Here is a 25,662-nt window from a genome sequence, read left to right on the forward strand (position 1 = left end):
CCCCTTACCTGGTAAAATATGGAAACAACCCAGAACCCGAGCAGCGTCTTTTTCAGAATATCGGACATTACGGGTTTCCTCGGAAGAAATAAATGGAAGATCGCGGTGGCGGCAGTGTTATGTGCAGGGCTGTCAGCTGTGTATTCCCTCATGGTACTGGAAGAGTATAACTCCAGCGTAAAGCTGCTTCCGGAGATGCAGAGTAAAAGCACGATTGGCGGATTCAAGGCGCTGGCAGATCTGGCCGGTATTAATCTTGATAATGCGCAGGTATCCGAAGCGATTCGTCCTGACCTGTATCCGAGTGTACTGGAAAGTAGTCCGTTTTTATTAAAACTGGCGGATTACAAAGTGACGACGAAAAACGGAAAGGCGATGACGGTCCAGCAACTCCTCGAAAGCCAGCATTCGCCGATCGATGGAGTGAAATCAGCGATCTTTGGCTGGATGTCGTCCGAAAGTGAAGAAGAAAAGAAGCCGGTCGTTATTACGTCGCCGCTGCCGGGAGGAGTTGTGATGCTTTCCAGAGAGCGGAAAAGAATCGTCGAGAGCCTCTCAACACGTATCAGCGCGAACCTGGATAAGAAAACAGGGATTATTTCGATCGGAGTAGCAATGCCGGATCCGGTTGCCGCGGCGATGATTGCCGGCTTTTCGGCCGAATACCTGACGGATTACATGCTCAACTACCGGAGCGGCAAACAGGCCAAGCAGGTCGAATTTCTCAAGGCCCAGATGGATCAGGCGAAGGGCCGGTTGGACGAAGCGGACAGGAGATTTCGGTCGTATCGGGACCGTAACCGAAATCCGTTTTTATCGGCGTCTACTTCCAGCGAAACAGACCTTGAAGCTTCACGCCTGACAGCTCAGACGCTTTTTACCGAGCTCTCCCGGCAGTATGAGCAGGCTAACCTGAAAATGAGGGAAGAAACCCCGATTATCAAAGTACTGGATCCTGCTGAAGTACCGTTGAAGAGAAGTAGCCCCAAGCGAACCCGGATGGTGATTTATGGGTTCATTTTTGGAGTGATGGCCGGAGCCGTTTTGTCATTTATTTCGGAGGTTAAATGGAATTAGACCTGCCGGCGATAGATCCGCTTGTTTCTGTAGTAATCCCTTGCTACAACGCGGAGAAGTTCGTCGAAGAGGCTGTCCGCTCTGTATTGAATCAGACCTACCGGAAACTCGAAGTCATTGCAATCGACGATTGTTCGACTGACAGGACCGGTGAGATCCTCCGGCTGCTGACCCAGGAAGACGATCGGGTGAAGTATTACCGGAATGAGGAAAATAAAAAGCTTATCTGGACGCTGAATTTCGGTTTGGATCAGTGCCGTGGGAGCCTGATAGCAAGGATGGATGCAGATGATGTGTGCCATCCGGACCGGATCAGGAAACAGGTGGATTACTTGGTGAAAAAAAACGTCGACGTTGTTTCCTGTTTCTGTTTATATCTAAATGAAGATAACTCTTTCCATAGCCTGAACACTAACTTCAGCGTTACCGGTTTCCTGCCTATTCTTTTTGTCTCGCTGATCGAGAATCCGGTGCTACATCCGGGTGCGCTGTGTAAGCGTGACGTGCTGCTTTCAGAACGATACAGGCATGAGCCGGAAACAATTCATTCGGAAGATTATGACTTGTGGAGCCGAATGCTTCGTAAAGGAAAGGTAATCGAAGTAATCGGAGATTATCTGTTGTATTATCGTCGGAATACGCAAAGTGTATCACACCTCTTTCGGGATATCCAGAATAAGAATCAGCTTTTGATTTCGAAGGAAAACATTTTGCATTTTCTTCAGATCCATGTGCGAAAAGATTTACACTTGCTGATTCTGTCAAAGCGAAAAACATCATCATCTTTTACGGTGATTTCCGAAGCGCTTTCCCAGTTAGAAGTTCTCAGAGATACATTCGTCAAGTGCTACACTATTAGCGATGAAGATTGTCGAGAAATAGATCGATGGGTAGCGGCCCGCTTCCTGCGGATGATCGTCTATTACGTATTGGCTGCTGGAAGTGTACCTACGATGCTTATGGGTATCCCGCTTGTTTGGAAATTCAGGAAGGTATGTCTCAGTCGAAACATGTATTGGGTTATATGTACGATTATTAAATCACGGACAGAGGTTCGAAAATATAGGCTATGAGAATTGCTTTTATTGTTGCTTCCCTGCGAGCATTTGGTCCGGTTCTCATGGTAAAGACCCTGGCAGACGAGCTGTTTGAGCGGGGCTATGAGGTAACTGTCTATTATTTTGACGACTTGAAAGGGATAAATTTCAAATGTCCGACAAAGCGGATTAGCTACCTCTCTTCGGAACCATTTAGAAATAATGATATCATTCACTCTCATTCGTTCCGGCCGGATATCTATAATCTCGTCCGGGGTGTTTTTTTTCGTAAGCCTAAAATCTCTACAGCGCACTGCTATGTATATCAGGATTTTGCGATGTTCTACGGAAAAATTGTGTCGGTCGTTTTCGGTTCACTTTGGATTCAAATTTGGCGGCGGTTCCGAATGGTTGTTCAACTGACGGATGACATGGAAAAGTACTACCGGTCCTACCTGCGTTCTGACAGGATGTGTGTGATCCACAATGCCAAATTTGTGGATCGGTTCGAACCAGAAATAACAGAGACAGAAAAAGCGGTACTTGACGGGTGGTCGGCCCGGAATCTGTCAGTTTTAGGAATTTCAGCTAAACTGATTCCCCGTAAAGGCATTGACCAGGTCATCAGAGCGTTGCCATCTCTCCCGGGTTTTGCCGCTCTTGTGCTAGGCGACGGCCAGGAGGCCGAAAACCTGCGTGACCTGGCGCGTCTGGGTGGAGTTGAAGACCGCGTTCTATGGGGCGGTTTCAGGGAAAACTCCTACCGCTTTCTGAAATATGTGGACATTTCGGTTCTGCCGTCTTTTTCAGAGGGATTTCCACTTGCCTTGCTGGAGGCGATCTACTTTGAAAAACCGATTGTATGCTCTGGAATTCCGACTCACCGTTCTATTTTTACAGAGGAGGAAGTAGGTTTTTTTGAATTAGGAGATATTCAGGATCTTGTACGTGCGATTGAAAAGACATATGCCAGGCGGAAGGTAATACGCGCCCGGATGAAAGAACTGAGTATAAAGTATTCGCTTGATGCAATGACCGAATCTTATCTGAAACTTTACAGAGCATGCTTGTAGATGATAGTTCTCTTCAGAGGAAAGAAATTGCAATGCACGTGATCGTCTTTACGTGCATCGCTGTAGCTGTACTTCTTTACGATTGGGAAAGTGAAACGGTTTTTCTTCTGAATCGCTATCTTGCGTGGCTTTATGTGACACTCGCTGTTATTGCATTGTCAATATTTAGGGTATCTTCTTTTTTGTCCATTTATGGACTCTTTTTTATTACTTCCAATGTATTTATTTGTGGGAGATTTTATGCGCATTTTATCCTGGATTCGGATCCGTTTAGCTCACCTGTCAGTAATAACTATTATCCCAGTGATTTGGAGAAAATCCGATTAATGTATTATGTTATTCTGTCATTTGTTGTCGTTCATCTCGGATATTTATTGCAGAAGTGTCTGTTTGATTATGATGCACTTCCGGAGCTGAAATCGCCGTTTAAAGAGTGGATGTATACTAATCGAAAACAAATCGCTCGTGCTTTTTTTGCTATAAGCGTTATCTACTGTGGTATCACGTTTAAATCTCTTGCGCAAGTATTTGCCACCGGAAGTTATCTCGGTCTTTATGAGTTTCAGGGAGAAGAGTATTCTACGTCCATTGTTGCTGTATTTAAAGTAGCATTTGTGTTTTTATTCGGTGTTGTTTTTGCGATTGCAGATAAAAAAGATCGGCGGATTGCTCTTGCTATTTCTGTCGTTGTTGGAATTGCTTATTTTATGATTGGGACTCGGAGCAGTTTTATTTCCTCCGTTCTGTTTATCGTGTGGTATTTTCATAACTACGAAAAAAAAGTCTCTTTTTTTAAAGTAGGCCTTGCTGGAGTGTTCGTTGTTTTTGCGTCACAGTATCTCATTGGTTTGACGCTAAGAGGAGTGGGCCTTGATGGTATGGCGGTTAGTCCAATAGATTTGCTGGCATTCTTTTTGCACGATCAGGGCGTTACATTAATGGTATTTGAGTTTTCATTCCAGTTTTCTGAATGGCCTGCTGTATTGTATTTTCAGAGTCTGTTTCCTGGAGTTAATGCACTAACGAGTCTGTTTGGAGGAGGATTCGGGAGCCAATATTCAAATATTGGAAATTACCTGGCATATACTGTGAATTCTACTGCTTTTTTTAATGGAAATGCTTTAGGCTGGTCCATGTTTGGAGACTTTTCAATGTATTCTTTTGGCAGTAAAACGGGATTTATTTTAGTTGGACTTCTATGGGGTGGTTTTGTGTCTTTTTTAGAGTCGTATTCGAGGCGAAGTGTTATTGTTAGAGCACTTGCGTTATCTACTTTTTCTTCTATCGTTATTTCACCTCGCGGAGGTTTTTGCACGGTGTTTCCAAATTTTCTTTATTATGCAATTTTCTGGTTATTGTTTTATATGCTGTGGAAACGTTTCAGCATTCGTACCAGTATAGCGGAGCCTGGTTCATAGTTTGCTAAAATGGGCTGCCAGGTCGCAGGCGTAGCTATCCGAATTTAAAGGGATATACCTACAGAAATACAGTCGTCACTTGAAAACCTAACAAAAAGGTTGGGTTAACTCATTGAAAGAACATATGAAAGTAGGAATTATAGGTGCTGGTGTCTCAGGTTTGAGCATCGCCAAGTTGCTGTCACCCTATTTTGAGGTTGAAGTTTTGGAAAAGAAACAAGTTCATGGTGGTATTGCACGGACGCAGACCGTAAACGGAGCCACATATCATCCGATAGGCGGACACTGTTTCAATTCCAAATTCCCAGAAGTATTGGATTTCGTCTTTGACAAAGTTTTGTCCAAAGATCAATGGCATTTAGTCGAGCGTCGTGCTTCTATTAAACTGAATGATCACAAAGTCCCTTATCCAATCGAGTTTTCTGTCCGGCAGATTAACGAATTTGATCCAGAACTCGCCTTTCGGATTACAAAGGACTTTCTGTCTGCAGAGGATAATGGATCCTACTCAAACCTCGAAGATTGGTTTCGTAGAAAATTCGGTGACACACTTGCCGAACTGTATTTCATCCCTTATAATTCGAAAATATGGAATCGCTCACCTCAATCGATGAGCCACGAGTGGGTAAAGGATAAACTTCCACTTCCGGATAAAAAGAGCTTTTTTGCCGGCCTTGTTTCGGAAATGAGAGATGCTATGCCGCATTCTTATTTTTATTATCCGAATTCCAATAATCAGAATACTTTTCTTGATGCGTTAAGGGGGGATACAACTATTCAGTTCGAAACACCGGTAGAATCTATTGCCAGGATTGGGGGTAAATGGGTGGTGAATGGAGAGTTGTCATATGATATATTGATATCGACGGCTCCTCTGGACGAAATTCCGGCAAAGATGCAGGGCTTTGAGGAATTCGCAGAGCTGGCGAAGGGGTTGACTTATAATCGAGTGACCACTATGCTATGGAGGACTACCGGCACAGAAGATACATGGACGTATGTCCCCTCACCTGATATTATTTTTCACCGATATATCCATGTAGGCAGCTTCCTGGATCCTGTAAAGCCATTCTCTATTACCGAGGCCGTCGGAGTCAGAACAAGGGAGGAGATGATTCTTGCCGGCAAGGCCGATCCCTTTTTGGTGGAGCCTTTGAGTTATAATGTCTCTCAGCACGCCTATGTAGTATTCGACGCCAACTATCGAAGGCTTGTTGTCGGATTGCGAGATGGACTTCAGCGTGATGAGTTTCATTTGTTAGGTAGGTTTGGCGAATGGGAGTACTATAACATGGATATTTGTATTAAAAAGGCTATGAATCTGGCGGAGACGCTCATCCGCAAACACGTGAATGGCGCTCTTTAAAAATCTCTTTTTTAATTATCTGTTGTCCATCAGCTCTCTTCTGATTCCGCTGATGATTTTTCCATACCTCACACGGGTACTGGATGAAGATGCGTTAGGAACGTATTTGTGGGTAGACTCAATTACGCAGTACTTTATCGTTCTCGCGTCATTTGGAATCCCTTATTACGGTGTCCGGGAGATTGCCAAAGCCAAGGAAGATGCAGACAAGGTGGCAAGCCTCACTTTTGATCTGATTCTGCTTCATATAGTGTTCACGCTGATTGCCTGCATTTGTTATGGGATCAGTGCGGTTGTGAATGAGGAGCTGAATAGTCATTTTTATTTCGTCAGGTTGGGCCTGCTGACTTTGCTGTTTAGTGTATTTCTGATTGAATGGTTGTTTCAGGGATTATCCCGATTCAAGTACATTACGGTCCGAACGTTGACAATCAAAGCGTTGTCGCTCCTGTTGATTTATTCGTTTGTCCGTAATTCGGACGATGTACGGGTGTACGCGGTTGTGACAATGCTATCCGTTTTTCTAAATGCGGCTGTGAACATATCATTCTTCTATCGTAGTTACCCGATAGCCTTCTCGATCTCCTTCGAGCGACTGAAAGTTCACTTACGTCCGCTGCTGGTGTTCTTTTCCATTAATGTATCGATCAGCGTATATACATTGCTGGATTCGGTTTTTCTTGGGTTTTTGGACTCGCCGGGACACCTGAGTCTCTATGCTATGCCACTGAAACTTGTTAAGATTTACTGGACAGTACTGAATAGTGCGACGCTGGTATTTCTTCCGAAGATTACGAAGCTTGGCGAAGAAGGAAACCTCGTGAAGATGTCAGATCTGCTGTCTAAGTCGATGAACATCGTAATCCTCGGCTCTCTGCCATTTATCTTGATATGTAATGTATTTCCAGAATGGATTCTTACGACATTTTTCGGGAAAGGGTACGGAAAGTCGGCGGATGTTCTTCGCTTATTGTCGCTACTTCCACTGATCATTGGCATTTGTAATGTATTCAGTGTACAGTTTCTCGTAGCGATACACAAAGAAAAACTAGTACTGTATGCTACCGTCGTAGGTTTGCTGATCAGCGTCGTATTTAATTTCCTGCTTATCCCCCGGTTCTCCATTTTAGGCTGCGCAATTACGACATGTCTTTCGGAACTTGCCGTGATGGGGATGATGTACCTGAGTTCTGCCCGCTTCCTTTTTCTTAAGCCGGAGAGCAGGCTATTTTGGTCAATGGCATTGGCCTTTGCTGGAACGCTTCTTTGTCACTATTTTTTAAGTTCGCTTGAGCTTTCGACGCTTTTTGAGCTACCAATCATATTGAGTATCTACGGGACAATTGCTATGGCATCGGCTGTATTTATTTTCAGATCGGCTTTTGTAATAGAGATAATCAAACTTGTATCTTCTTATGTCAGGCGTTACATTAATTCTACTGTTTAATCACAACTATGAGAAAAATATAGAGCCGCTGGAGAAGCTATATGGTGACAGGTTTTCCAGTATATATTTTATCATGCCCTTTTATTCCGGCAAGAAAAAGAACGTGATTTCTGTATTTGATGACTCGTTTTATTTTCAGGGATATATGGCATATGCGCTGGATCGCCTGAAGGATAATGGCTCAGAGCACTTCATTATAGCCGGTGATGACCTGATTCTTCATCCGGCTATTAATGAACATAATTATATGGAGTTCTTTAAGGTTGACAGTTCCACCGCGTTTGTTCCTTTCATTTTTGAACTCACGGATACGACAGTTGGGCAACCGTGGAGGAAGATTCGACCGGCCTGGGGGCATATTTCCAAAGCTGTTGATCTGCGTCTTGAATCTCCCGGTATAAATATTTGGAATTATCTGCCAAAGGCGGAAGATGCACGGATATTGCTTGCACGGCACGGTTATCAGTTTGAGCCCATACTTCCAAGGAGCGTATTTATTGGAGAGCTGTCTGCTAAACGCAACGATAAGTCTTTTCTTTTTACCAAGCTGTCACAGATTAAACTGGCAATGAGGTACTTCCGGTACCTAGCAGGTAGTCGCCGCGTACCATATCCGCTGCTCGGAGGTTATGTCGACCTACTTGTCCTTCCTCGCGCCAACCTGGAGTCATTTGTGCAATACTGCGGGGCTTTTTCCGCCAGAAATCTCTTTGTCGAGATGGCGGTACCAACGGCTGCTTGTCTAGCCTTTGATAACGTCGTGACAGAAACTGATATGGAATGGAAGGGATTGACTTACTGGTCGGCAAAGGATGTTGAGTTGTTCGAGTCTTCCTATTCAAACAGCCTTTCGGAGCTTTGGCGCAGGTTTCCGGACAATACACTCTATATACATCCCATTAAGTTATCCCGTTGGAAGTGAAATGACATTTTTGTTTGTATGTTTGGCTACCAATCGCTCTCAGATATGAAAAGAACTTTACTCAGAGCTAGTGTTCTATTATTGAGCGCGGCTTCATTTGTAAATGCTCAGCAAATCACGACGCCTGGCGGGAGTCCGTTGATTGTTGGCAATAACGGCCTTCGATTGTCTAATATTACCTCTGCCTCTACGCCACAGGCATCTAATGGTGTAGCTCTTTCCGTTAACGGCACCGGTGATGTTATTCTGGTACCCGCAGGTGCCGGTTCTTCGGGTTGGTCTGCATCTGGCAACAATCTTTTTTCAAGTGCGACAGGGAATATTGGCGTCGGAACGAACACTCCCGGGTTTAAGTTTGATCTCAACGGAGATTTCAACCTCGCTGAATCAAGTCAGTTCCGGATAGGGGGCGTAGGTTTTTTGCGGAAGTCGGCTACTAGCATTTATTTCGGCGACAACGCTGCAGGAGCCGGAACCGGAACTACAAATGCTGCCAATAACCTCTTTATGGGTGGGCAGGCTGGTTACAGCATAACAGATGGAAAGGAAAATACATTTATTGGAAACTATGCCGGTTATACGAATAAGGTAGGTATTCGGAATTTGTATCTCGGATTCCGCGCAGGAGTTTTGAGTACCGGTTCCAACAATATGTTTATGGGGGCCTATGCTGGCAACGTAAACACAACGGGGGAATACAATTCTTTCATCGGTACTGGAACAGGTGCTGCCAACACGACTGGGTTCTGGAATACTTATATCGGTGGTATTTCCGGCTTTTATAATAATGGTTTCGGAAATACCGCGATTGGCTATGGTACGCTCAATCCCCCGGATCAATCCGCCTCGGGGATCAATTACGGAACTTTTATAGGCACCAATGCCCAACCTTCCGGCGCAAATATTGCCTCCCTGACTAACGTTACGGCTATCGGTGCCAATGCGAAAGTATCTGCATCCAACTCGGTCGTATTGGGGGATAACGCAAATGTCGGCATTGGTGTAACTGCTCCGACTGCCAAGCTGGAAGTGAAATCATCCGCTGCTGGTTCTTCAGGTCTTAAGTTCACCAACCTGACTTCTGCTTCGCCCGGGACGATTGTTACAGCTACCCGTTTCCTCACCGTCGACGCCAACGGCAACGTTGTTCTGGGTAGCACAACCGGCGGCCGCGAAGCGGCATCGTTTGCCGAAAACTGGAAACTGGATGCGGCGACGAAGAGCCTCTCCAACTCCAATGACGGTGCCGTTGTTATCGGTCAGAACCTGCTGAAGCTTCCGGGCAGCTACCGGCTCTTTGTACAGGAAGGTATCCTGACAGAACGCGTGAAGGTGGCCCTCCGGGGGACCGACGACTGGTCTGATAAGGTATTCGAACCCTCCTACAAGCTGCGCAGCCTCAACGAGGTAGAACAGTTCATCAAGGAAAACAACCACCTCCCGGGTGTTCCATCGGCGAAGGATATGGTTAAGAGCGGTAACGATCTCCATAAAACAGACGCTGTGCTGCTCGAGAAAATCGAAGAGCTTACGCTGTATATGCTCGAGCTGAAAAAGGAAAATGAGAAACTCCGGAAAGAAGTCGACCAACTGAAGCAATCACAACAACGATGAAAAGATACCTCTTCGGGGTAGCTTTTCTGACCTGTTTCAGTCTGGCTGCCCAGGCCCAGGAATACGCGATCCGGCTGACCGCGAAATACGTGAAGGGAAGCAACGTCGTGGAAGAAGCCGTAGAAACCATCGTTGCGTCGGGTTCAGTCGAGAACGGTGCGAACGTTGTGCTGAAGGCCGGTAAAGCGATTTACCTTGAGCCTGGTTTCACTGTACAGCCGGGTGCGGGTTTCGAAGCCCGTATTGAGGCGGTTCGGGTGGGTGATGTACGTGAACTCGCCGTCCGGGTTTTCCCGAACCCTGTCCGGACGAAAACAACCATCGAATACGACCTGCCCAATGACAGCCAGGTAACGCTGGGAATTTATGATATGAACGGAAGGCTGGTAAAAATGCTTCTCCAGGAGAAAAAGACAGCCGGCAAACATGCCGAGGACTGGGACGCTACCGACGTTTCCGGCGGAACCTATCTGTATTCGCTGAAGACGGAAAAGGAAACGAAATCCGGACGTATGGTAAAGGAATAAGAGACATGCTCTTCTGAAAAAGGCCATCAATCGCGCATTGATGGCCTTTTTTTATAACCGACCGTCGATCAGATCCCGTGGCAGTACACCCTTGACGTCGTAGATAGCCGTTGTTTCGTGCCGGTGAACTAACCAGGCGAGATCCAGAAAGCAACTGTGGGCTACGGTCAGAATGATCGCGTCATAGAAGCCAGACGGGGCAACGACCGGCCTGTTCCAGCGGGAAAATACCTCCTCTTTGTCCGCAAACGGATCCCAGGTGTCTACCGCTGCGCCGAACTCGGTTAGTTCCCGCACTACGTCAATTACTTTGCTGTTCCGGATATCAGGACAATTCTCCTTATAAGTCACTCCCAAAACAAGGATCCGGCTTCCGTCAATGCGGTGCCCTTTCCGGATCATGAGTTTGATGACCTTGTTGGCGACAAAGATGCCCATCTGGTCGTTGATCCGCCGTCCGGACAACAGTACCTGTGGCGCATATCCGACGCTTTCGGCCTTAAACAGGAGGTAGTAAGGGTCTACGCTGATACAATGTCCGCCGACAAGACCCGGCCGGAAGGGCAGAAAATTCCACTTGGTAGCCGCAGCATCAAGGACTTCATTCGTATCGAGACCAAGACGGTCGAAGAGCAGGGCCATCTCATTGATAAAGGAAATATTGACGTCACGCTGAGCATTTTCCAGTACCTTACTTGCTTCGGCGACACGGATCGATGAAACAGGAAAGGTCCCGGCGGCGATGATCGACGCATACAAGGTGTCAACGAATCCGGCGACTGCGGGCGTCGACCCGGAAGTAACCTTTCGGATGGTAGTCAGGCGACGCGAGCGATCCCCCGGGTTGATACGCTCCGGGGAGTAGCCGCAGAAGAAGTCTTCGTTGTAAACCAGTCCGCTTTCTTTTTCAAGTACAGGAACACATTCTTCTTCCGTACAGCCGGGATAGACAGTCGACTCGAAAATAACCACATCTCCCTTCTTGAGCCGGGTACCAATGAGGCGGGAAGCGTGGAGAAGAGGCTTCAGATCCGGTTTCTTGAATGCGTCAACCGGCGTGGGTACGGCAACGACAAATACGTTGGCTCCACTGATGGCGTCGGCGGAGTCCGAAAAGGTTAGTTGTGGGGATAGAGAAAATTCATCAGAAATTAACTCGCCTGTTATGTCTATTTTCTGAGAGAGTTCGTTAATTCGCTGAGTATTAATATCGAATCCGACCGTAGGGTACTTTCTGCCGAATTCGACTGCCAGCGGCAGACCAACATATCCGAGTCCCACTACAGCGATCGAAATAGGGCTTCTGTCATTGGGAATCAGTGAGTTGTCTTCTGATGGTAGAATCAAATTCATGATTAATTTTTTAAGAAATGTCAAGGGCAGTCTTGGAGGTAATAGGTTTCTCCAGTAGATTAGCATCCCCAGAAGTATATAGATATTGATTAAAATTGGTTTTTGTCGTTACGCATATGATTTAGTTTTACAAAGACCTTCAAAGATGGATATATTTTTAGCTTCCACTTCCCGGCAGCAGTTTATACATCGTTTGCGGAGCAAGCGGGTAAAGAACGGGAAAGTCATTTTATTTACGGGATATGATTATTTCTTGCAGAAATTGGATCTTCGTAATCTGCTGGAAAAGTTTCAGGAAGTTGTTCTGGTTCCCCGCTTTATTGACGAAACCTACCTGATTCAAGAGGCAATATCTCCTCTTTTTCACAAATACGGAGATATCCATCTGGTGGCCAATCCGGAATATGAAGAGCGATACCGGATTATCTATGAGTTCGCTGCCCGGAACAACAAGTCTATTAAAATCATCACAGTTTACGATTTTTGCGAGAAACATCTTCGGAAAGTATACGTCCCGGATTCTGTCCATGAGCGTAATCCGCGCCTGGGGAAATTGAAACCAAAGGGTGTTTTTCAACAGGTAAGCAAGAGTTTTATCGACGTTTCCCTGGCGTCTGTCCTGCTGGCGGTGACGAGTCCATTGTGGCTGCTGAGCCGCATTCGGATCGCACAGCAATCCCCCGGGCCTACCTTCTACAAGCAAAAACGTATAGGGCTAAACTACCAGGAATTTGACTGTGTTAAGTTCCGGTCCATGCGCCTGGATGCGGAGGCATTTGGTGCGCAGTTTTCGAGCAAGCGTGACAAACGCGTATTCGGATACGGCGCTTTTATGAGAGCGACGCGTATCGATGAGCTTCCGCAGTTGCTGAATATTTTCCGGGGAGATGTGTCTCTCGTTGGCCCCCGCCCGGAGCGCCGCGTGTTTGTAGAAAGCTTTGAGGAAATGATCCCTCACTATGCCAGCCGGCACGTGGTCAAGCCCGGAATCACGGGTTATGCCCAGGTGATGTATCCTTACGGAACAGGTGTAAAAGATGCCCGGCACAAGCTGATGTACGATCTGTATTATATTCGCAACTGGAGCCTTGGGCTGGAATTGCGGATTGTCTGGAAGACCGTCGTTACTGTGCTGTCATTCGGAGGATTCTGAAACCGGTACCGGGCCGTTTCATCCACGTTGTGAATCGCCTCGATGAGCCAGCAACTTTCCCGTCTGTATTCCATTTCCCGAAAGGAAACCCGTCAAATTATTGGTCTGATGTCAGGGACGTCGCTTGACGGCCTTGATATTGCCTTGTGTGCCGTTTCAGGCTCAGGCCTCAATACATCCGTGCGCCTCCGGAATTTTGCTACAGTTCCTTATTCGGAAGAGGTAAAGACCCGGATACGAACCGTTTTTGCCCGGAAAGAAGTGGATTTTCAGTACCTCATCGTACTGAACGAATGGATCGGCATGCTGCATGCAGAGATGATTACCAACTGCCTGCAGGAATGGGGAGTCGCAGCGGAGGAGGTCGATTGTATTGCCAGCCACGGACAAACAGTATTTCATGCACCTGCTCATCAGCACGGCCTTCCGGATATGCCGAACGCGACCCTGCAAATCGGCGACGGAGACCATATCGCTGTGCGAACCGGCATTATTACCCTGAGTGACTTCCGGCAAAAGCACCTCGCTGCCGGTGGTGAGGGCGCTCCTCTTGCCGTCTACGGCGATTACCTTCTCTTTTCGAAAAAGGAGGAAAATCGACTTATGCTCAACATGGGAGGTATCGCCAACTTTACCTACCTGCCGCGAACCCTCGACGCATCCTCTGTTTTCGTGACGGATACCGGACCGGGGAATACCCTCCTGGATGCTTTTTCGCAGAAACTGTTTGGTCTTCCATATGACAAAGACGCAGCGCTCGCCCGTGCCGGAACCGTGCATACGGCATTACTGAATGCGTTGAAAAACAACCCATTCTTCGATGCGCCTTTCCCGAAAACAACCGGCCCCGAGGTATTCAATACCGCTTATGTCCTGAAAGCACAACAGGAAACAGGTACCCGGGAAATTTCGGGCGAGGATCTTCTTGCCACCCTGACGGCCTTCAGTGCTGAAACAATCGTGGCAGCTATCCGCCAGATTATCCTTCCGGGAGAACGGTATTCTCTGTATGCCAGCGGCGGCGGAATGCACAACCCCCTTCTGATGGCGTATATCCAGCAGGAACTTCCGGAGATGAAACTTGCTCCGTCTGATGACCTGGGGATATCCGGAGATGCGAAAGAAGCGGTTCTTTTCGCTATCCTGGCCAATGAAACGCTGGCTGGCGAGGCTGTTGACTACGGCTCACGCGAGGGTGTGCCCAGCGTCCACATGGGAAAGATATCGCTGCCCCGGTAGGATTTAGTGGACGGTTCCCGTAAGCCCCTGCCAATAATCCGATTCCTTAATGAGTATCAGGGCAATACCCGCGACGGCTCCCGACAGAATCAGCTTCCAGTCATGCTTCCGGACCCGGAACAGGTCAATCAATATCCAGGAAACGGTCAGGATGATCAGCACGATCAGCAATTGCCCCAGTTCCAGCCCGATATTGAACGCCAGAAGAGGCTTGACAATCGAAGCTTCTTTCCCGAGCAGGCTTCGCAGGAAATTCGAAAAGCCCATGCCGTGAATCAGGCCGAAAAGCAGCGCCATCAGGTAGCGGGAGCGACCGCCGCGTACCGGTTCTTCGTCGAAAATGCTGTCCAGGCGACTTCGGTGGAAGAAGTTTGAAAAGGCAGTTGCCAGAATGGTACAGGGAATTAAGAACTCAATGACTTCCGTAGAATAGGAGAGGTAGTTCAGCGTAGCGAGCGCCAGCGTAATACTGTGTCCGAGGGTGAAGGCCGTGACCAGGATCAATACCCGTCTCCAGTCTTTCAACCGGTAAATAGCGCAAAGGGCTACCAGGAAGATGATGTGGTCGTATCCATTTGGATCGGTGATGTGATCAAAACCTAATTGCAGGTAGACGGAAAACTCGTTCATAGTGGAATAGTCGTAAAAAAGGGGATCTGAAAACGCGTTCAAATCCCCTCTGGCGGTGCGGCCGGGCCGGTTTAGTATTGTTCCGTTTGGGCAAAGAAGAATGCCGACTCAATCGCAGCATTTTCATCCGAATCCGATCCGTGAATGGCGTTGGCCTCGATAGACTTGGCGAACAGCTTCCGGATCGTGCCTTCCTCGGCGTTGGCCGGGTTGGTGGCGCCGATCAGCTTGCGGAAGTCTGCCACGGCGTTGTCTTTCTCCAGAATGATCGGAACGATCGGTCCCGAAGACATGTACGCACACAGGTCACCGTAAAAAGGACGCTCGGCGTGTACGGCGTAGAATTGGCCGGCCCGCTCGGGCGTCAATTGGGTCTTCTTCAACGCGACAATGCGAAATCCTGCCTCCTGAATCATCTTGATGATAGCTCCGGTGTTTTCGATCGCATCCGGCTTGATCATCGTAAAGGTGCGGTTACCTGCCATAGTTAGGGTAGTTTACTGATACACACGGAAGAAGCAGTCCGGTAAAAAGGCCTCTCCCTCCTTTTGGGGCGCAATTTAGGCATACATTTTCAGCCATTCCGCAACGAGACGGGAAATGAACAGGTTTTTGGACTCTTTTTCAATAACTTTGCCCGCCCAACCGATGGGGTATGCCGGATAGGTTGTCCGTAAGTTTTTGATTAACAGAAATTTATCGTCCGGAACTGGTGGAGTACCAACGGGTTTCTTCCCGATTTTCACTGAATGATGAAGGACTTTTCCGCTCCCACCGGCGGATAAAGGACCTGGATGAACGATTCTAGTATGGATCAATCTGCGTTGGACGCTCTCAGGCGGATCGTCGATACCCCGCAGCGGGTGGTGATTACCACTCACTATAACCCCGATGCCGATGCCCTCGGGTCATCGCTCGGGTGGGCCGGATACCTTCGGAAGAAGGGGCACACGGTGACCGTCATCACTCCGTCGGAGTCTCCCCGCTTCCTTTGCTGGATGGAGGGAAACGAAGACGTTGTGGAGTTTGGCGCCAAAACCGCCCAGCGTGCCGCGGCGGAAGCAGCTGCCGCCGAGGTGATTTTCTGCCTTGATTTCAATGCTCTGGGCCGGCTGAACGACCTCGAACCGATCATCCGGAACGCGAAAGCGCCGAAGGTAATGATCGACCATCACCAGTTGCCGGAAGATTTTGCAACGGTGGTGATTTCGGAGCCGTCCGCCGCCGCAACAGCACAACTGATCTACCAGCTCATTCTCGAACTGGGAGACAGAGCGCTGCTGGATATCTCCATCGGCGAGTGCCTGTATGCTGGTTTGATGACGGATACCGGGTCTTTCCGACACCCGAGTACCAATCCGGAGGTTCACCGCATGGCGGCCGAACTCATCGAACTGGGCGTTAATACCAGCCGGATTCATCGGCTTATTTTTGATAACAATTCCCTCGGCCGGCTTCAATTCCTGGGCTATGTACTTTCCCAGAAGCTGAATGTGCTTCCTGAATTCCGGACGGCCTATGTCGCCCTGACGTCGGAAGAGCTCCGCCGGTTCAATTCCCAGACGGGAGACACCGAAGGCGTTGTGAACTACGTGCTGTCGATCGAAAATGTCGTGATGGCCGTCCTGCTGATCGAAAGGGAACAGGAGATCAAATTGTCCTTCCGGTCTGTCGGAGACGTCGCCGTCAACGAATTTGCCCGGAAGCATTTCAGCGGCGGCGGTCACCGGAACGCTGCCGGCGGGCGCAGCACCGACTCCCTCGAGGAAACCATCCGCCGCCTGATTGCCTCTCTGCCTGAGATCCGGGAAGCCCTGGAAAAGGTTTCCTGAAAACAGCAGCTCGATTTCGTTTTTTAACTTTGAAACATACTCAATCCCATGCAAAAAAAAGTCTGGATGTTGCCCCTGTTGGCAGCGGCCACCCTGTGGTCCTGTAACCAGTTCAAGGTGAGCGTCGCTGAAAACGGAGTAAAATACCAGTTTCATCAGCACGACGAAAAAGGCAAGCTGCCCAAGGATGGAGACGTCATCTCCTTCCACATGGTAGTGAAGACCGCCGGCGACTCCGTCCTCCGGAACTCCCAGGAAGAAGGACAGCCCCTCGTCATGCTGGCTCAGAAAGGCCCCTACAAAGGCAGCTTCGAAGACGGTATCAAAATGCTGACCGTCGGCGACAGCGCCACGTTCTTTATCAGTGTAGACTCACTCTTCCGCGGCGCCATGCAGGCTCCGCCGCCATTCGCGAAGCCGGGCACCGACTTCCGTTTCCAGGTGAAAGTGCTGCGCATCGAAAGCCAGGACGACTTCAAGAAACGTTCAGCTGCTGAAGCCGCCGGCCGCCCGAAGAAAGAAGCCTCGGATATCGCCGCCTACGCTGCGAAAAATGGCTACAAGACTCCTACAGTACTCGCTTCAGGTGTACAGTACGTCGTGACGCAGCCCGGTACGGGCGAAGCGCCGGCAAAGGGAGATACCGTAAAAGTTCTCTATGTCGGCAAGCTGCTGAGCGGCAAAATCTTCGATCAGGATCAGAAAAAAGGCCTTGTCTTCCCGGTAGGACTGGGTCAGATGATCCCCGGATTCGACGAAGCAGTACAAACCATGAAGAAAGGCGAAAAGGGCGTGATCCTGATTCCGTCGGCACAAGGCTACGGCGAGCAGGGCTCTCCCGGCGCTATTCCCCCGAATTCAGTACTCGTCTTCGACGTACAGCTGATCGACGTTCATAAGGGTAAACTCCCCCTTTGATCCCCGTTCAGGCCGTATTGGTAGACGCAACACCTGTTTTGTTCGATGAAGGACACCTTTCGGGTGTCTTTCATCGTTTAAGAAAAAAATTGTTCGCTACTCTGTTAATCATGAAACTCTATTTACCTGTTTTATTCGCCGCAGCAACAATGCTTTTCGGATGCAGCCCGATGGAATCGGAAGACGAAAAGCGTCTGGCTGAAAATGACAAATTGATTCAGTCTTATATTACTGCCAACAGTCTGAGTCCGACCAAGCAGCCGAACGGCTTGTATTACCAGCAGAAAAACTCGATTCCGGGTAATCGCAAACCCGAGCTCGGAGATCAGATCGCGTTGAATCTGGTCATTCGAAACCTCTCCGGTACGATCATTAACGACTATTATCAAGTAACGCCCTTCAAACTTGTGTATCATCCGGGCGGTACCTCTTTCACCGCGCTTCTTGAAGGTGCTCAGTACCTGCGTGAAGGAGAGAGCATCCTCTTGCTGGCGCCGTATTTCATGGCGTATGGAAGTGGCGACCTGAAAGATTCAACCGGGCGCCTGCTTTTACCCGGCTATTCTCCGGTGCGGGTAGATATGACACTCGCCAAAGTTCGTAACGAAGAGGAACAGATCAAGCAATACCTGGTCGATAACAGACTTACTCCGACAGACTCAACTACCGACGGACTTCGCTACATCCGTACCAAAGCCGGCACCGGCGCAGCGATTACCAATGGCAAGTATGTGAAGTTGAAATACACAGGCCGCCTGATTACCGGTGGTAAGTTTGATGAAAGCACCGATGGCTCCTACTCGCTCACGATGGGTGTCGCGAACGTCATATCAGGATTTTCCAAAGGCCTCCTGATGATGAAGGAAGGGGAGAAAGCCACGATTATTTTCCCGTCAGCACTGGGTTATGGGACGCAGGGCTACCCTAACCCAAATGGTAACGGTTATTACATTATGCCGTATTCTCCGCTGGTCTTCGATATCGAAGTAGTATCGGTGAACTGATCGGAAATTGTACTGAACAAAAAAGGCGACCGGATTCCCGGTCGCCTTTTTTGTTATCCATTGAATCGTCTTCGGACAATCTCGTAGAAATCATCGGCTTCATCCACCACATTACGCCAGTTGTATTTGGTCGAATAGGTCCGGTTCATGAGATCTTTGGCCTGGTCAAACGCCTGGCACTTTTCCAGCTCATCTACGGCGTGGTGATAGGCCGTCGCATCTCCCTGGAATAACTGGTTGATGAAAATAAACTTCCGGTTCAGGGAAATAAAGCTATGAATGCTGTCACCATTTTTCGGACGAAGCTGGCTGGCAAGTGACTCGGCCGCCGGTTTTTCCTTCCGGAGCGAATCGTTGAGCGTTGCGCCGGCTGACGCATACTGCTGGTGGACGGCCGTCGATTCTTCGCGTACGGATTGTTTGGCGGGAGTAATAACAACGGGCTCCGGCACAGCCCGGGGAACTACCGGTTGCGCGGCTACAGGAGGAGCCGGTGCAGGTACTACCGGTTCGGGCGTCGCGGCAACCAGTGGCTGTTCCGCTACCGGTTCCGGCACAATCTGATCAAAGAAATTTCCCTGATACAAAGAGGATTCTTCCAGCGGAAGAGTAGCCGAAAAAGCCGACAGAGTCTCCTGCGGCGCATCCGCCTGTGCGAGTAGCCCGGGTACAAGTGCCAGCACTTCGTTGATATAAACAGCGTCGCGGTCGGCCAGGCGGGCGCTGAGCCCGGCGACGATGGACTTGTGAATCCGGTTGTACTTCTGAAAATGTTTCAGCGCCGCGGAGGTCAGCCGGAAATCCGGTTGCTCGCGCAGCCAGCCGTCGAAGTAGGATTCAGGCTGGAGAAGCAATTCCAGGGTTTCGTGCGTAGCTTTCGTCAGCAGGGGTTCCAGATCCTTCCGCTGAACGGAAATGTACTTCGAAACGGTATTGAGAAAGGTTTGCAGGGAAGTTTTGACTTCTTCCTGTTCAAAATCGAAGTAAGGACTGCGGAAAGCAGACGCCGTTTCTTTCCAGGCTTCGTACAGGTCACGGAGAACAAACAGGTTGACCTGCGGTACGCTGCTGAGGCGGAGGAGGTCATCCCCGTTGATCCGGTTCTTTTCCGAAAAGTACTGCCGGCAAAGCTGGCTGGCGTAGGCCTTTGCGTAGTTCTCTACTGCGGTGACATCTAATTTCGGCATAGAATAGTCGCTGATTGTCGGTAAAAGTACACATCAAACGCTGACACAGGCGAGGTTATTCGCCGGAACGGCCGGGAAAGTAGATAAAAAAAATCCCCGGCAGGTATCGCCGGGGATTTTTTTCGAACGACTGGACCGGCTTAGCGGAGGCTTCCGTCAATCCGGTATTGCTGTCCGCTGGAAGGATCAATGCCGATGATGCGTACACGTCCGCGGCGATTGGCCAGAATTTCGGCTGCCTGCTTGGCATCCTTGATGGCTACGTCATCAATCTTGGTGATGATGAAGCCTACCGGCACTTCCTGGTATTCCATCCAGCCGTCGGGAAGTACTTCCACGATCTTCGCACCGCCGTTGATCCGGAACTTCGCCTTTTCATTGGCATTCAGGTTGTCGAGCTTCGCGCCGATGGATGAAACTTCGAGCAGGGAGGATACCGGAGACTTGACAATCGCGGTATTGCCTTCCATGTTCTTCAGCGTCACGTTGAAATCTTTCTGCTGACCGTCACGGTTGACCGTCACGACTACCACATCACCGGGTTTATGCTGCCCGACGAGCTCTACCAGTTTCTGCAGATCCCGGACATCCTTGCCGTCGACCTTCGTAATAACGTCACCGATTTTAAGACCAGCGGCTTTCGCGGCGCTTGCATTCGGATTTTCGCCAAAGCTGCCGAAGTAGATGCCTGCATTGGTTTTCAGATCCCGTTCGTTGGCCAGTTTCTCATCGACAACCTCCATTTTGGAGATGCCGAGGTATCCGCGCTGAACGTTGCCATACTTAAGCAGATCGCCGGCTACTTTCTTCACCAGGTTAGACGGTACGGCAAACGAGTAGCCGACATAGGTACCGGTCATTCCGCCGGCAATAGCCGTATTGATACCAATCAGTTCGCCTTTCGCGTTGACGAGCGCACCACCCGAGTTGCCGGGGTTAACCGCCGCGTCGGTCTGAATAAAGGCTTCGATGGGGCTTTGCGCCTTGTCATTGTCACCGATGATACCGATGGAGCGGCCCTTGGCGCTTACAATACCGGCTGTAACAGTTGATTCCAGGTTAAAGGGGTTGCCAACGGCCAGTACCCATTCTCCGACTTTGATATCATCCGAGTTGGCAAAAGGCAGGTAGGGCAGGTTATCCGGCAGCTTATCTCCCTGGATCTGAATAACGGCGATATCCGTATTCGGGTCGGTACCGACGAGCTTGGCCCGGAACTTGCGTTTGTCGCTCAATACTACTTCCAGTTCGCTGGCATCGGCTACAACGTGGTTGTTCGTCACGATATAGCCATCCGGGCTGATCATGACACCGGAGCCGGAGGCTTCACCCTGCTGGCGGCGCTGAGGCTGCTGGCGCCCGCCGAACATATCGTCTCCGTCACCGAAGAAGTCGAAAATGCTGGGCATTTGCTGCTGCCGCACCTGGCGGACGATCTTCGATTTGATATGGACGACGGCCGGCGTCGATTTGTCGGCGGCGTATACAAAGTCACCCGGGGCACCCGCAGGCGCCGAGGTAAAGCGCGCACCGGAACCGGAGGCGGCTTCCGTCAGGATAACGTCGCGGTGTGAGGAACCGAGTCCGAGAAAATGGGCTCCGCCCAGCGTCAGGCCACTGCTCAATACCCCTACGAGGGCGAGTGGTTTCCAATTGGTATTCTTCATAGCTGTCTTGCGTTGTTTGGAGAGGGAAATAAAAATAGGTACGAGTGCTCCAAAATCGTGTCAACAGGTTTGTTAGGGACAGTGCGGAAAAGCGTTTGCTAACCTAAACGGCATTTCCGGAATTTGAGTTGCTAAAGTAGGGCGTTTAAGGTTTTTTAACAACACTTCGCCGGCATAGTAAAGGGCAAATGTGATGATTGGATCAGGCAGCGGCTGAAAAGTAAAAAAGAGGCAGAGGGAATGGTTCTCTCTGCCTCCCTTCAGGATGCTACCGGACAGTGGATCAGGCAATCGCGATTTCCCGCGGCTGGATCTTCGCTTCTTCTTTTTTCGGCAGCGTCACATGGAGTACGCCATCCGTGTAGGAAGCTTCGATCTTTTCTCCGTCGACCGTTTTGGGGATGACGAACGCGCGCTGGAAGCTGTTATAGCTGAATTCCTTCCGGGTATATTTTTCGCTGGATTCTTCGGTTTTGTTTTCCTTGCTGGCAGAAATGACCAGGCGGTTTTCCTGCACGGAAATCTTGAAGTCCTCCTTCTTGAGGCCGGGCGCGGCGACTTCGAGTGAAATCGATCCTTCGCTTTCTTTCACGTTCACTGCGGGAAGGCTGTTCCATTCGCCTTTTGCAGGAACATTATACGATTTGAGAAAGTCATCGTGGAAGAAACGGTTCACGAGAGAAGGAAAAGCAGGCTGATTGAAACGTGACATGGCTATTGATGTTTGTGTGTTTTCGAAATGATTCCCGGCGTCTTATTTGTCGCCGGACGCCTCTCTTTTCAAAAGCTCCGTTCCAATTTTTACAAGGTATTGTTTTTGTGACAAAATGTCTTGTTTTGATAAGTTGTTGTTTTTGTATGGTGACAAAATGTCTTAATGGGTGCTGCGTGTGACAGTTATTGCCTGGTAAACAGGTTTTCAATAGCCCATTTCAGCGTTCGTTTCTTGATCCGTATCAATATTTCCGGTCCCGTGCCGAAGGAATTTTGCGGTGTAATCACAACAAACCAACGTTCATGAAACGGAAATACTACAAGTTTGTAAACACGCTCTTCGTCGTCGTTCCGATGACGCTCGTCATGGCCTTCGTCGCTCTTTTGCGGAACCACGGCCTTACGCCTGGCTGGGTTTCGCTGTTTTTCAAAGCCTGGTCGGTCATGCTGCCCGTCGCATACCTGGCGGCTTTTCTGATCATTCCGCGGGCGAAAAAGCTCACCGATCGATTTAACTGGAAAGAGTAACACATGAATACCCTCAGAGAAAAGCTGAACATTCCGGTTTCGGATTCCGAATGGGATCGGATCCGGAGCTGTTTTCAGCCGGTACATGCAGAAAAAGGGGAATTCCTCGTCCGCCAGGGACAGCGCCAGCAACGCATGTACTTTGTTGTGAGCGGATGCGTGCGGATTTTCTTTGTGCCGGACGACGGCCGGGAAGTAACCCGCTACCTCGCTTTTGAAAACGAGTTTGCGACCGCGCTCGTGAGTTTCATTACGGAAGACCCTTCCGGAGAGTACGTGCAGGCCCTTGAAGAATCGGAGCTGCTGGCCATCTCCGGGTATGATTTTCAACGATTACTGGCTGAAATACCCTCCTGGGAGCTTTTTTACCGCCAGTACCTGGAGCTTGCTTACGTCACGAATACCAACCGGCTGATGAGTTTCATCACGCTTGATGCAACAGCCCGCTACCGGTTACTGCTGCAGGAAAAGCCGGAAATAGTCCGGCGGCTGCCGAACCAGGTCGTGGCTTCCTATCTCCGGATTTCGCCGGAGACGCTGAGCCGGCTCAAGTCCCGCGTTTAGTCCTTGATCGCGCGGACAATTTCCCGCTTGCGGCCTGGTCCGGGATGTTTCTCCACCCGGAATCCGGCTGCCTGCAAGGCCCGCCGGACATCTCCCTTCGCCGAATACGTCGTCAGAATACCACCTGAAGGCAACAGGCGGGCAATCCCCGCGAATACCTCCGGCGTCCAGAGCTCCGGCTGTGAGCCGGGAGCGAATGCGTCGTAATAGACCAGGTCAAACGGCCCTTTTGCCGTTTTCAGGTAGGCCTGCAGTTCCGCATGTACTTTCTCAAGCATGAAAGACGGCGAAATCACTACCGGTATATTCCACTCCGCTTCATGAAGCGCCTGCAGCTCGCCACTACCCATGACGGCGTCGTAGTTTAACTGCCTGTATTCGGCAGGAGAGATGGGATAGGCTTCAAGGGACGTATAGCGTATAGACAGTTCTCCCGCTTCCAGCAAGGTCAGCAGGGCATTAAACCCCGTTCCGAAACCCATTTCGAGAATACGTACTTCGCGGCGTTCCGGAAAAACTTCCCGGAAATAGGCCAGTCCCAGTTCCAGAAAAACACGCCGGGATTCTTCCAGCGCGCCGTGTACCGAATGATACCACTGCCCGAACCGGGCCGAGTAGAGGGTATGGGTGCCGTCCTGCGTCAGGACGAGGTCATTCGAAAAGGCTGTACTTTCCGGTGACTGTTCTTCATTTGTTGAAGTTCCTTCGCTCATCGTTGTCTCTTCTTCAGGGTGATGGCGGCTTTCGCCCGTCTTACGTTACAGCAGAATCGCCGATTCGCCCCGAACTCATTCAAATTTGCTTCCTATGTTGCTCTCCCGCGAAAATCTCTCCCAAATTTCGGCATCCGTGCCGGTTCAATTGCCCGATCCGGCCGTTTTTGAATTACCCGAACGGATTCTTCAGTTCGGAACGGGTGTGCTGTTGAGAGGGTTATGCGACTATTTTGTCGATAAAGCCAACCGGAAGGGTGTCTTCAACGGCCGTATTGTTGTTGTGAAGTCCACCGGCCGTGATACCTCCGATTTTGACCGGCAGGATCAATTATTTACGCAGGTAATCCGCGGCCTTGAAAATGGAAAGGCCGTCGAAGAATACATTGTCAACGCCAGCATTTCACGTACCCTGGCAGCCGATGGGCAGTGGGAAACCATCCTGTCCTGTGCTGCCAGCCCGGACATGCAGATCGTTGTCTCCAATACCACCGAAGTAGGTATTCAGCTGAATGAAAACGAAGACCTGACAGCGAATCCGCCCCAGTCGTTTCCCGGCAAGCTGACTGCCTTTCTCTACGCCCGCTGGAAGGCCTTTAACGGGTCGGCAGAAAGCGGTATGATTATCGTACCGACGGAGCTGGTCCCGGATAACGGAACCAATCTCCGCCGGATCTGCCTGGAACTGGCGCGGCGCGGTAACCTCGAACCTGCCTTCATCTCCTGGCTGGAAAGTGCTAACCATTTTTGCAATTCGCTCGTCGACCGCATCGTCCCCGGAAAGCCCAATGCCGCAGATCTGGCCGGGTATCAGGAGCAGCTCGGCTACGAAGACGACCTGCTGTGCGTTTCGGAAGTATACCGTCTGTGGGCAATCGAAGGCGGGGAAGAAGTGAAAAAAGTACTGAGCTTCGATCAGGTTGATTCAGACGAAGCCAACGCGCTCGGCGTCATCATCAAGCCGGATATCGACCGGTACCGGGAGCTCAAGCTGCGCCTCCTCAACGGAACACACTCCCTGACCTGCGGACTGAACTACCTGACCGGCAGGAATGCCGTGCGCGAAAGCATGAAGGATCCGGTGGCTGCCCGGTTTGTCGCAGAACTTATGCTCGAAGAATTGGCGCCTTCCATTCCCTATACCATCGATCTCGCGGCCGCCCGTGCCTACGGCGAAAGCGTACTGGATCGTTTCCGGAATCCGTTTATTGAACATAAACTGCTCAGTATCACGCTGTACTACACATCTAAGCTTAAGACGCGGGACGTGCCGATGCTGCTCCGTCACTTCGAACAGTTCGGTTCAGTACCCCAGCGCTTTGCCCTTGGTTTTGCGGCCTATCTGTATTTCATGAAAGCGGTGAAGGAAGAAGGCGGGAAGTACTTCGGCGAGCGGAACGGCGAATCATACCTCATTCAGGATGAGCCTGCCGCCTGGTATTTTGACTGGTGGCAACGCCGCGGACCGGTTTCGGAAGTACTCGGAAATACCGACTTCTGGGGAACCGATCTGAATGTTCTTCCCGGCTTCGGAGAGCAGGTAAACGAGTACCTGGAGAAGATTGAAAAAGAGGGAGCAATAGCCGCTTTGGCCGCTTTGCCAGTACCTCAGGGAGAGTGAGTCCGGAACCGGCAGACCGGCTTTGGGCTTATTCGCGTAAATTCGGGTAGCAATTTAC

At 49.8% G+C, this 25,662-nt stretch carries 24 protein-coding genes; 17 read left to right on the forward strand and 7 right to left on the reverse strand.

Annotated features, from left to right (window positions below; translation table 11 throughout):
- Window positions 1-18 precede the first annotated feature (18 nt).
- The 9 genes from BLR09_RS09745 (at window position 19) to BLR09_RS09785 (ending at window position 10,481) form a co-directional block, all read left to right on the forward strand.
- Entirely contained in the window at window positions 19-1,077 is a 1,059-nt protein-coding gene (locus BLR09_RS09745) for a Wzz/FepE/Etk N-terminal domain-containing protein (RefSeq protein ID WP_093201010.1), read from the forward strand.
- Window positions 1,068-2,150 carry a glycosyltransferase family 2 protein gene (locus BLR09_RS09750; RefSeq protein WP_093201013.1) on the forward strand — a complete coding sequence of 361 codons (1,083 nt, stop codon included), beginning with the start codon at window positions 1,068-1,070 and terminating at the stop codon, window positions 2,148-2,150. The genes BLR09_RS09745 and BLR09_RS09750 overlap by 10 nt, the downstream gene beginning before the upstream one ends.
- Before the next feature lie 47 nt (window positions 2,151-2,197).
- Window positions 2,198-3,187, forward strand: coding sequence for a glycosyltransferase family 4 protein (locus BLR09_RS09755; protein ID WP_394331403.1), 990 nt, complete (start codon window positions 2,198-2,200; stop codon window positions 3,185-3,187).
- The gene (gene wzy / locus BLR09_RS09760) at window positions 3,178-4,605 is read left to right on the forward strand and encodes an O-antigen polysaccharide polymerase Wzy (RefSeq protein ID WP_093201018.1); all 1,428 of its coding nucleotides are present in this window, start codon (window positions 3,178-3,180) and stop codon (window positions 4,603-4,605) included. The genes BLR09_RS09755 and wzy overlap by 10 nt, the downstream gene beginning before the upstream one ends.
- Before the next feature lie 124 nt (window positions 4,606-4,729).
- Window positions 4,730-5,971 (forward strand): protoporphyrinogen/coproporphyrinogen oxidase, encoded by a 1,242-nt coding sequence (locus BLR09_RS09765; protein WP_093201021.1) that lies wholly within the window; start codon window positions 4,730-4,732, stop codon window positions 5,969-5,971.
- Entirely contained in the window at window positions 5,958-7,418 is a 1,461-nt protein-coding gene (locus BLR09_RS09770) for a flippase (protein ID WP_093201023.1), read from the forward strand. Before BLR09_RS09765 ends, BLR09_RS09770 begins: the two co-directional genes overlap by 14 nt.
- Entirely contained in the window at window positions 7,387-8,340 is a 954-nt protein-coding gene (locus BLR09_RS09775) for a hypothetical protein (RefSeq protein ID WP_093201026.1), read from the forward strand. The genes BLR09_RS09770 and BLR09_RS09775 overlap by 32 nt, the downstream gene beginning before the upstream one ends.
- 45 nt (window positions 8,341-8,385) lie before the next feature.
- The gene (locus tag BLR09_RS09780) at window positions 8,386-9,954 is read left to right on the forward strand and encodes a coiled-coil domain-containing protein (protein ID WP_245689898.1); all 1,569 of its coding nucleotides are present in this window, start codon (window positions 8,386-8,388) and stop codon (window positions 9,952-9,954) included.
- Window positions 9,951-10,481, forward strand: coding sequence for a T9SS type A sorting domain-containing protein (locus BLR09_RS09785; protein WP_093201029.1), 531 nt, complete (start codon window positions 9,951-9,953; stop codon window positions 10,479-10,481). Before BLR09_RS09780 ends, BLR09_RS09785 begins: the two co-directional genes overlap by 4 nt.
- A 51-nt stretch (window positions 10,482-10,532) precedes the next feature.
- On the opposite strand, the gene BLR09_RS09790 is transcribed toward BLR09_RS09785, so the two are convergent.
- Window positions 10,533-11,834, reverse strand: coding sequence for a nucleotide sugar dehydrogenase (locus tag BLR09_RS09790; RefSeq protein WP_093201031.1), 1,302 nt, complete (start codon window positions 11,832-11,834; stop codon window positions 10,533-10,535).
- A gap of 262 nt (window positions 11,835-12,096) precedes the next feature.
- Between BLR09_RS09790 and BLR09_RS09795 the strand changes: the two genes are divergently transcribed.
- Together BLR09_RS09795 and BLR09_RS09800 are read left to right on the forward strand one after the other, a co-directional pair.
- On the forward strand, window positions 12,097-12,987 hold the full coding sequence (locus tag BLR09_RS09795; RefSeq protein ID WP_245689899.1) for a sugar transferase: 891 nt from the start codon (window positions 12,097-12,099) through the stop codon (window positions 12,985-12,987).
- A 42-nt stretch (window positions 12,988-13,029) separates the two neighbouring features.
- Window positions 13,030-14,226, forward strand: a complete 1,197-nt coding sequence (locus BLR09_RS09800) for an anhydro-N-acetylmuramic acid kinase (RefSeq protein WP_093201037.1) — start codon at window positions 13,030-13,032, stop codon at window positions 14,224-14,226.
- A gap of 3 nt (window positions 14,227-14,229) precedes the next feature.
- Here the strand turns inward: BLR09_RS09800 and BLR09_RS09805 are convergent, their stop codons facing one another.
- Window positions 14,230-14,856 (reverse strand): HupE/UreJ family protein, encoded by a 627-nt coding sequence (locus BLR09_RS09805; protein ID WP_093201039.1) that lies wholly within the window; start codon window positions 14,854-14,856, stop codon window positions 14,230-14,232.
- A 71-nt stretch (window positions 14,857-14,927) separates the two neighbouring features.
- Window positions 14,928-15,341 (reverse strand): nucleoside-diphosphate kinase, encoded by a 414-nt coding sequence (locus BLR09_RS09810; protein WP_093201042.1) that lies wholly within the window; start codon window positions 15,339-15,341, stop codon window positions 14,928-14,930.
- Between the two features lie 324 nt (window positions 15,342-15,665).
- On the opposite strand from BLR09_RS09810, the gene BLR09_RS09820 reads away from it, so the two are divergent.
- The 3 genes from BLR09_RS09820 (at window position 15,666) to BLR09_RS09830 (ending at window position 18,610) form a co-directional block, all read left to right on the forward strand.
- On the forward strand, window positions 15,666-16,688 hold the full coding sequence (locus BLR09_RS09820; protein WP_093201463.1) for a DHH family phosphoesterase: 1,023 nt from the start codon (window positions 15,666-15,668) through the stop codon (window positions 16,686-16,688).
- Between the two features lie 48 nt (window positions 16,689-16,736).
- A complete protein-coding gene (locus BLR09_RS09825; protein ID WP_093201047.1) occupies window positions 16,737-17,606 on the forward strand; it encodes an FKBP-type peptidyl-prolyl cis-trans isomerase in 870 nt (289 codons plus the stop codon).
- A gap of 110 nt (window positions 17,607-17,716) precedes the next feature.
- On the forward strand, window positions 17,717-18,610 hold the full coding sequence (locus tag BLR09_RS09830) for an FKBP-type peptidyl-prolyl cis-trans isomerase (protein WP_093201050.1): 894 nt from the start codon (window positions 17,717-17,719) through the stop codon (window positions 18,608-18,610).
- 53 nt (window positions 18,611-18,663) lie between these two features.
- On the opposite strand, the gene BLR09_RS09835 is transcribed toward BLR09_RS09830, so the two are convergent.
- The 3 genes from BLR09_RS09835 to BLR09_RS09845 form a co-directional block, all read right to left on the reverse strand.
- Window positions 18,664-19,797 carry a hypothetical protein gene (locus tag BLR09_RS09835; RefSeq protein WP_093201052.1) on the reverse strand — a complete coding sequence of 378 codons (1,134 nt, stop codon included), beginning with the start codon at window positions 19,795-19,797 and terminating at the stop codon, window positions 18,664-18,666.
- A gap of 140 nt (window positions 19,798-19,937) precedes the next feature.
- Complete coding sequence (locus BLR09_RS09840; protein WP_093201055.1) at window positions 19,938-21,464, reverse strand: trypsin-like peptidase domain-containing protein; 1,527 nt, start codon at window positions 21,462-21,464, stop codon at window positions 19,938-19,940.
- Between the two features lie 283 nt (window positions 21,465-21,747).
- Window positions 21,748-22,176, reverse strand: a complete 429-nt coding sequence (locus BLR09_RS09845; protein WP_093201057.1) for an Hsp20/alpha crystallin family protein — start codon at window positions 22,174-22,176, stop codon at window positions 21,748-21,750.
- A gap of 305 nt (window positions 22,177-22,481) precedes the next feature.
- On the opposite strand from BLR09_RS09845, the gene BLR09_RS09850 reads away from it, so the two are divergent.
- Together BLR09_RS09850 and BLR09_RS09855 are read left to right on the forward strand one after the other, a co-directional pair.
- The gene (locus BLR09_RS09850; protein ID WP_093201060.1) at window positions 22,482-22,706 is read left to right on the forward strand and encodes a DUF2798 domain-containing protein; all 225 of its coding nucleotides are present in this window, start codon (window positions 22,482-22,484) and stop codon (window positions 22,704-22,706) included.
- Between the two features lie 3 nt (window positions 22,707-22,709).
- Window positions 22,710-23,270: a Crp/Fnr family transcriptional regulator gene (locus BLR09_RS09855; protein WP_093201063.1), complete on the forward strand. Its 561-nt coding sequence runs from the start codon at window positions 22,710-22,712 to the stop codon at window positions 23,268-23,270.
- On the opposite strand, the gene mnmD is transcribed toward BLR09_RS09855, so the two are convergent.
- Complete coding sequence (gene mnmD, locus BLR09_RS09860; RefSeq protein WP_093201065.1) at window positions 23,267-23,983, reverse strand: tRNA (5-methylaminomethyl-2-thiouridine)(34)-methyltransferase MnmC2; 717 nt, start codon at window positions 23,981-23,983, stop codon at window positions 23,267-23,269. The genes BLR09_RS09855 and mnmD overlap by 4 nt on opposite strands.
- A gap of 94 nt (window positions 23,984-24,077) precedes the next feature.
- Between mnmD and BLR09_RS09865 the strand changes: the two genes are divergently transcribed.
- Entirely contained in the window at window positions 24,078-25,604 is a 1,527-nt protein-coding gene (locus BLR09_RS09865; RefSeq protein WP_093201068.1) for a tagaturonate reductase, read from the forward strand.
- The last annotated feature ends 58 nt before the right edge of the window (window positions 25,605-25,662 follow it).

The sequence above is a fragment of the Siphonobacter aquaeclarae genome (assembly GCF_900103285.1).
Classification (GTDB): domain Bacteria; phylum Bacteroidota; class Bacteroidia; order Cytophagales; family Spirosomataceae; genus Siphonobacter; species Siphonobacter aquaeclarae.

What these genes read in the sequence shown, in the direction of transcription:
- BLR09_RS09810 (WP_093201042.1), bottom strand. Translation starts at nt 15,341, where the DNA reads ATGGCAGGTAACCGCACCTTTACGATGATCAAGCCGGATGCGATCGAA.
- BLR09_RS09830 (WP_093201050.1), top strand. Translation starts at nt 17,717, where the DNA reads ATGAAACTCTATTTACCTGTTTTATTCGCCGCAGCAACAATGCTTTTC.
- BLR09_RS09820 (WP_093201463.1), top strand. Translation starts at nt 15,666, where the DNA reads ATGGATCAATCTGCGTTGGACGCTCTCAGGCGGATCGTCGATACCCCG.
- wzy (WP_093201018.1), top strand. Translation starts at nt 3,178, where the DNA reads ATGCTTGTAGATGATAGTTCTCTTCAGAGGAAAGAAATTGCAATGCAC.
- BLR09_RS09790 (WP_093201031.1), bottom strand. Translation starts at nt 11,834, where the DNA reads ATGAATTTGATTCTACCATCAGAAGACAACTCACTGATTCCCAATGAC.
- BLR09_RS09745 (WP_093201010.1), top strand. Translation starts at nt 19, where the DNA reads ATGGAAACAACCCAGAACCCGAGCAGCGTCTTTTTCAGAATATCGGAC.
- BLR09_RS09850 (WP_093201060.1), top strand. Translation starts at nt 22,482, where the DNA reads ATGAAACGGAAATACTACAAGTTTGTAAACACGCTCTTCGTCGTCGTT.
- BLR09_RS09785 (WP_093201029.1), top strand. Translation starts at nt 9,951, where the DNA reads ATGAAAAGATACCTCTTCGGGGTAGCTTTTCTGACCTGTTTCAGTCTG.
- BLR09_RS09865 (WP_093201068.1), top strand. Translation starts at nt 24,078, where the DNA reads ATGTTGCTCTCCCGCGAAAATCTCTCCCAAATTTCGGCATCCGTGCCG.
- BLR09_RS09750 (WP_093201013.1), top strand. Translation starts at nt 1,068, where the DNA reads ATGGAATTAGACCTGCCGGCGATAGATCCGCTTGTTTCTGTAGTAATC.
- BLR09_RS09800 (WP_093201037.1), top strand. Translation starts at nt 13,030, where the DNA reads ATGAGCCAGCAACTTTCCCGTCTGTATTCCATTTCCCGAAAGGAAACC.
- BLR09_RS09805 (WP_093201039.1), bottom strand. Translation starts at nt 14,856, where the DNA reads ATGAACGAGTTTTCCGTCTACCTGCAATTAGGTTTTGATCACATCACC.
- BLR09_RS09780 (WP_245689898.1), top strand. Translation starts at nt 8,386, where the DNA reads ATGAAAAGAACTTTACTCAGAGCTAGTGTTCTATTATTGAGCGCGGCT.
- BLR09_RS09755 (WP_394331403.1), top strand. Translation starts at nt 2,198, where the DNA reads ATGGTAAAGACCCTGGCAGACGAGCTGTTTGAGCGGGGCTATGAGGTA.
- BLR09_RS09855 (WP_093201063.1), top strand. Translation starts at nt 22,710, where the DNA reads ATGAATACCCTCAGAGAAAAGCTGAACATTCCGGTTTCGGATTCCGAA.
- BLR09_RS09765 (WP_093201021.1), top strand. Translation starts at nt 4,730, where the DNA reads ATGAAAGTAGGAATTATAGGTGCTGGTGTCTCAGGTTTGAGCATCGCC.
- BLR09_RS09770 (WP_093201023.1), top strand. Translation starts at nt 5,958, where the DNA reads ATGGCGCTCTTTAAAAATCTCTTTTTTAATTATCTGTTGTCCATCAGC.
- BLR09_RS09825 (WP_093201047.1), top strand. Translation starts at nt 16,737, where the DNA reads ATGCAAAAAAAAGTCTGGATGTTGCCCCTGTTGGCAGCGGCCACCCTG.
- BLR09_RS09840 (WP_093201055.1), bottom strand. Translation starts at nt 21,464, where the DNA reads ATGAAGAATACCAATTGGAAACCACTCGCCCTCGTAGGGGTATTGAGC.
- BLR09_RS09835 (WP_093201052.1), bottom strand. Translation starts at nt 19,797, where the DNA reads ATGCCGAAATTAGATGTCACCGCAGTAGAGAACTACGCAAAGGCCTAC.
- BLR09_RS09845 (WP_093201057.1), bottom strand. Translation starts at nt 22,176, where the DNA reads ATGTCACGTTTCAATCAGCCTGCTTTTCCTTCTCTCGTGAACCGTTTC.
- BLR09_RS09775 (WP_093201026.1), top strand. Translation starts at nt 7,387, where the DNA reads ATGTCAGGCGTTACATTAATTCTACTGTTTAATCACAACTATGAGAAA.
- mnmD (WP_093201065.1), bottom strand. Translation starts at nt 23,983, where the DNA reads ATGAGCGAAGGAACTTCAACAAATGAAGAACAGTCACCGGAAAGTACA.